5 protein-coding genes and 1 pseudogene are annotated in these 5,105 nt (G+C 55.6%); all 6 read left to right on the top strand.

What is annotated here, in order from left to right:
• Positions 1–480, top strand: a 480-nt coding sequence (locus E6C51_RS19950; protein ID WP_190237301.1) for an SDR family NAD(P)-dependent oxidoreductase, incomplete at its 5' end; no start/stop codon positions are given.
• A gap of 118 nt (positions 481–598) precedes the next feature.
• Positions 599–1,447: a class I SAM-dependent methyltransferase gene (locus E6C51_RS19945; protein ID WP_230987506.1), complete on the top strand. Its 849-nt coding sequence runs from the start codon at positions 599–601 to the stop codon at positions 1,445–1,447.
• A gap of 40 nt (positions 1,448–1,487) precedes the next feature.
• On the top strand, positions 1,488–2,537 hold the full coding sequence (locus E6C51_RS19940; RefSeq protein WP_190237300.1) for a hypothetical protein: 1,050 nt from the start codon (positions 1,488–1,490) through the stop codon (positions 2,535–2,537).
• A gap of 9 nt (positions 2,538–2,546) precedes the next feature.
• Positions 2,547–3,839 carry a capsule biosynthesis protein gene (locus tag E6C51_RS19935; protein ID WP_190237299.1) on the top strand — a complete coding sequence of 431 codons (1,293 nt, stop codon included), beginning with the start codon at positions 2,547–2,549 and terminating at the stop codon, positions 3,837–3,839.
• 7 nt (positions 3,840–3,846) lie between these two features.
• Positions 3,847–4,500 (top strand): ABC transporter ATP-binding protein, encoded by a 654-nt coding sequence (locus tag E6C51_RS19930; protein ID WP_146938033.1) that lies wholly within the window; start codon positions 3,847–3,849, stop codon positions 4,498–4,500.
• A 78-nt stretch (positions 4,501–4,578) separates the two neighbouring features.
• A pseudogene (locus E6C51_RS19925) lies at positions 4,579–5,105 on the top strand (capsule biosynthesis protein); the annotation flags it as partial.

Below are 5,105 nucleotides of genomic sequence, written 5' to 3'. Positions count from 1 at the left end.
AATCTGATTGGAGTGAGCAATGCCATCCGGGCGGTCTACCCATCGATGATCGCAGCCGGGCGCGGCACGATCACGATCATTTCATCGGGTGCAGCCTTGCTGGGCATTCCGGGCTATACGGCCTATTGCGCCTCCAAATATGGCTTGCGTGGCCTGGCAACAGCCCTGCGGCTGGAGGCAAAGCCCAAAGGCGTATCTGTGTGCATCTGCTTTCCGCCCGATACCGATACACCGCAATTTCGCCAGGAAATTGCCCAGCGTGGCCCGGAAACCAAACGCTTTTTGGGGCCGCCAAAGCCATGGCCGGTCACCACGGTTGCTCACCGCATTGTGAAGGGCATGGATGCCGGTAAAAAAGAAGTATTTTTCGGCTTTGACATGCTGCTGCTCGATAAACTGGGGCCGATCATTCGCCCTGTTCTGGAAAAAGCCTACGAGAGACGCAGCAAGAAGAATGCGGGTATCGAAAAAGGACATTGAAGATGACGCGCCGCCTGCCTAAGAAGGGTCGCAGTCGCGGACCCTTTGGTTCGCACGCCCTCAATTTGCACACCCTCAACTTGAAAGTCCGCCTCCGGGTCTTTGGCAGGAAGTTTTGATGAATATTCCATTTTTGCAAGTGCGTCTCCTCGCAAAGCTCAAGGGCCTGTTTGCTGCAACCGAAGCACCCGAGGGGTTCTCGCAATATGAGATGCGCCTGCCGCAGCATCAAAACGCCATTGATGCCTTGCCCGGCTGGAACTCCTCCTTTCCGCAAGAGTTCAATCTGACGGCGGGCACCATTCCGCTGTTTGCCGATGGGCGGATATTCAAAGTGCTGGACGCCTTTGGCTCGATCGAGGGCAAAAACATTCTGGAAGTCGGCCCGCTCGAAGGCATGCACACCTATATTCTCAACCAGCGAAACCCGGCCTCGATTGACGCGATTGAGGCCAACAAACAGTGTTTCATGCGCTGTCTGGTTACCAAGGAAATCCTCAAGCTCGACCGCGCCGCCTTTTATCTGGGCGATATTCAAAACTGGCTGCAAGCATCCGATCGCATCTATGATCTGACGCTGGCCTCAGGCGTGCTCTATCACATGCCCGATCCGGGCGAGTTTCTGCGGCGGCTTTCCGCCCGCTCCCAGAGCCTGTTTTTATGGACGCACTATTATGATGAGCGCGTCATGCCCAAGGCCGATGTGCGCCACACGCCCTTTAGCGGCAATATGGATGTGCGCACCATTGCCGGCATGGATGTGCGCTATTTTGAGCGCAGCTATCAATTTGCCAATATGAGCGCTTCCTTTTGCGGCGGCATGAATGATCGGCACTACTGGATGCACCGGGAGGATATTTTGAAGCTTTTGGCCCATCTCGGCTATGACGACATTGTGGTGCAGGATGAGGAACCTCTGCACACCGGCGGCCCCTGCTTTTCTGTGTTTGCCAGACGCACGGTTTAAGACCTTTATAAACTGCGCGGTGCTGTATGGAGATGACGGCGTGTTGTTCAACATCGAATTCGACCACGGAGATGCGCTGGAAGGCTATCTGGTGCCCGATGGCTTCTCAGATCAGCCCTCCATCATCGTGCGGCGCGATGATGGCAGCGAGATCCTGCTGACGTGCGATCAGGAGCGGCCAGCGGTGGTGCAATCGGGCCGCCATGCAACGGGTCTCGTCGGCTTTCGCATCGACGCGACCATTATGCCGGATCTGGCCCTGCAAACCCGGCTGTTGATTTCGGACGCAAAATCCGGCCTTTTGATCTATCGGCGGCCCAGCGCCGACAATCCCTTGAACCTCAAACTGCTGCAATTGCAATTGACCCTGTTGCCCATGGTCAAGTTTGACCTGTTCTGCTCGGAGTTCTTTCAATTCTCGGTGTCGACCGTCGAGCGCTTTGGCCACGAAACCACGCTCCAGGCCTTTCATTTGAACAACACGCCCTCCATCTACATCAGCGGGCGCGTGCTGTTTCGCAATTATGAAGAGTTTCTCGACAAAGGCTTCAAGGTTGTCGCCAATATTCCAGACCCCTATTATGAGATGGCCACCCGGCTGTTTATGATCAAGCGCCTGTCGAAACACACATTTTCTTTCCTGGGCGAGCGGGACCGGATTTTGCTCTCGCCTGCGGTCGAATATTTTGCCGACATCAATCTTGGCGACAAAAAAGAGATCGCCCGCGCCTTGAAGAAAGCCCATGATCGCGTGGCCAATATCTTTCGATCGCCGATCACCCGGCAACTGGTTTGCACCCACCCGGAGCAAACCGTCACCCGCCGGGAAGTGGCACCCGCCATTGATGCGCTGTCGCGTTTTGCCGTGATTGGCTATGGCTATAACAACAATCATTTTCAAGACGAGGTTGGGGCCATGCTGGGTGTGCCCGGCCATGCTGTGCCGATCTTTCCCCAACAATCGGTGTTAAGTGATCTTGCCACAATCTTGCGCGATATTCCCGTCGCAGAAATGTGGCTGGAAGAGGATATCATCTTGGACTATTACGTCAGACAGGCCGTCGCACCCTATATCGCGCTTGATGGTTAGGTAAAACCTATGGTGACCTTGCACGTCAAAGACCGAACGAAGCAATCAGGCACGCGGGCAGATACGCGGGCAGGCACACTTGATGTCGAAGAGGCTCCATCGCGTGGCTTCTGGCTGCGGCCATACGCGCTGTTCAAGAGAACACCTGCAAAGATTGCGCAAGACGACGTGCTGGACCAGCTTGGCAGCGAATCCGGGTCTGAGGCCAAGGCTGGCGGCAAGCCACCATGGCTGCTGATCACCTTCCTGCTCATGGTGTTGCTGCCAGCGTTTGTCTGCTTCGTCTATTTTATCGCCATTGCCTCGGATCAATACACCGCTGAAGCCCGCTTTGCCGTGCGCTCGCTGTCCGACAGCGGCTTGGGCGAGAAGGTCGATACCGGCCTGATGAACATGCAGGCCGCCCCGCAGGACGCCTATGTGGTGACCAGCTTCATTCACTCCGCCGAAATTCTGCGACGCCTGAAAGGCGAGATCGATTACCGCGCCATCTTTACCGATCCGAACGCCGATTATCTGTCGCGCTTTGATCCCAAGGGTTCAGAAGAGGATTTTCTCAAATATTGGGATCAGCATGTCACCGCCTATATCGATGGACCCTCCGGCATTGTCACCCTGACGGTGCGCACCTTTCGCCCCGAAGATTCGGTCAAGCTTGCCAACGCCATCTTGCAGCAGAGCGAAAAGCTCGTCAACGAAATCACCCTGCGCGCCCGCGATGATCTGCTCGCCAGTTTTCGCTCAGAAGTGTCCCGCACCAAGGCCAATTATCTGGACGCTCTGAACGACTTCAACGGCTTTCAGCAAAAATCGGGCCTGCTGAGCCCCGAAGTGCAGGCCAAGCAGGCCGGCAAGCTGCTGACGGGGCTGGTTGCGCAAAAACTGGAGCTGGAAACCCGCCTGTTTGTGCTCAAAGAATCCGATGGCAGCGAGTCGCCGCGCTACAAGCAAATGCAGCGCGCCAAAGAAAGCCTCGATAGTCAGATTGAGGACATGCAGGCGCAATTGGTCGGATCGGGCAACAATTCGCTCGCCAATGTCATCGCCGGTTTCTCAAAGCTCGAAACCAACCGACAGGTCAGCGAAAAACTCTATGAGGCAGCAAGACGCAACTATGATCTGGCCTTTGCCGCCGTGTCGCGCAAAGCGCTCTACCTCACCGTTTTTGTGCCGCCAGCCCTGCCGCAGGATGCGCTCTATCCCAAGCGCATCGTCTCGCCGTTCCTGATCCTGCTGGGTCTGTTTGTCTTTTGGGCAACCCTTTGTCTGATCTGGGCCTCTGTTGAAGATCACATGTTGTGAGGTCCATGTGATAAAGTTCAACAACGTCTCAAAACATTTCAAAGCCAGACACCACAAGAAAATCATTCTCGATCAGGTCAATGTCGTGTTCGAGTCCGGCTATTCCTATGGCCTGCTCGGCGTCAACGGGGCTGGCAAGTCAACCAGTCTCAGCATGATTGCCGGAACACTTTTGCCCAATTCCGGCCGCATCACCAAGAATGTGCGCGTCTCATGGCCGCTGGGCTTTGCCAATGGCTTTCATCCGGAAATGACCGGCAAGGAGAATCTCAACTTCGTGGCGCGGGTCTATGGCGAGGATGTGCGCCGCGTTGGCCGCTTTGTCGAGGATTTTGCCGAGCTTGGCGATTATATCAACGCCCCGGTTCGCACCTATTCCTCCGGCATGATGGCCCGTCTGGCCTTTGGCCTGTCCATGGCCATTGAGTTCGATTGCTATCTGATCGACGAAATCACCTCCGTGGGCGATGCCCGGTTTCAGGAGCGATGCAGAGTGGCCTTTGAGCACAGGCGCGCCAATTCTGATATCATCATGGTTTCCCATTCCATGGACACAATTAAAGACTATTGCGACAAGGGGATGCTGCTGGTCGATGGCCGCATCATCGTCTATAATGATGTCGAACACGCCATCGAGGCCTACTATCGCTTGAACCGATAAGCCATGGTGGGTTGGTCCCTTTAGCATGAACATTCAGCGGGTGGCGTTTTCTTGACGGACAGCATCGAAAATTCAAAAATGTCCGATACCGACGGTTTGGGCGTCGAAAATGGCCGCGCCATTGCCGCGCGCCTTTCTGTTGCCGCCAGAAAGCTGCGCTTTTCCACCTCCAAGCGCAGTGATCTCTATGCCGCCGTGGGCTTGCGCCCACGGCTGATGGATCGCGTCTTCAAAGCCGCTTTCATTGCTGCCACCATCTTTCTGCTGATCGTACCCATCATCGCCAGCACGCTCTACTTCGGCCTCATTGCCTCCGATCAGTTCGAATCCGAGACGCGCTTCACCGTGCGCCCATCCTCGCCCGCTCTTGGCAATGATCAGATTGGCAATGTGGCTGGTATGCCTGGGGTGGAGCTCTATCAAGACACGCAAATCGTCATGAATTTCATCAGCAGTCGCGAGATCATTGATGTCTTGAAGAAGCGTGTTGATTTCCACGCCCTGTTTGGCGGGCCAAACGTCGATTGGGTCGCCCGCCTGCCAAGTGACGCCACCGAAGAAGACCTTCTGCGCCACTGGAACCGCATGGTTTCCGTTTCCGTCAC

Origin of the sequence: Gillisella terrae, from assembly GCF_004801395.1 — a bacterium.
GTDB classification, from domain to species: Bacteria; Pseudomonadota; Alphaproteobacteria; order Rhizobiales; family Rhizobiaceae; genus Allorhizobium; species Allorhizobium terrae.
Note: the sequence above shows the minus strand (reverse complement) of the source record. Positions and strands in the feature narration are given on the sequence as shown.

What these genes read in the sequence shown, in the direction of transcription:
- E6C51_RS19935 (WP_190237299.1), top strand. Translation starts at nt 2,547, where the DNA reads ATGGTGACCTTGCACGTCAAAGACCGAACGAAGCAATCAGGCACGCGG.
- E6C51_RS19945 (WP_230987506.1), top strand. Translation starts at nt 599, where the DNA reads ATGAATATTCCATTTTTGCAAGTGCGTCTCCTCGCAAAGCTCAAGGGC.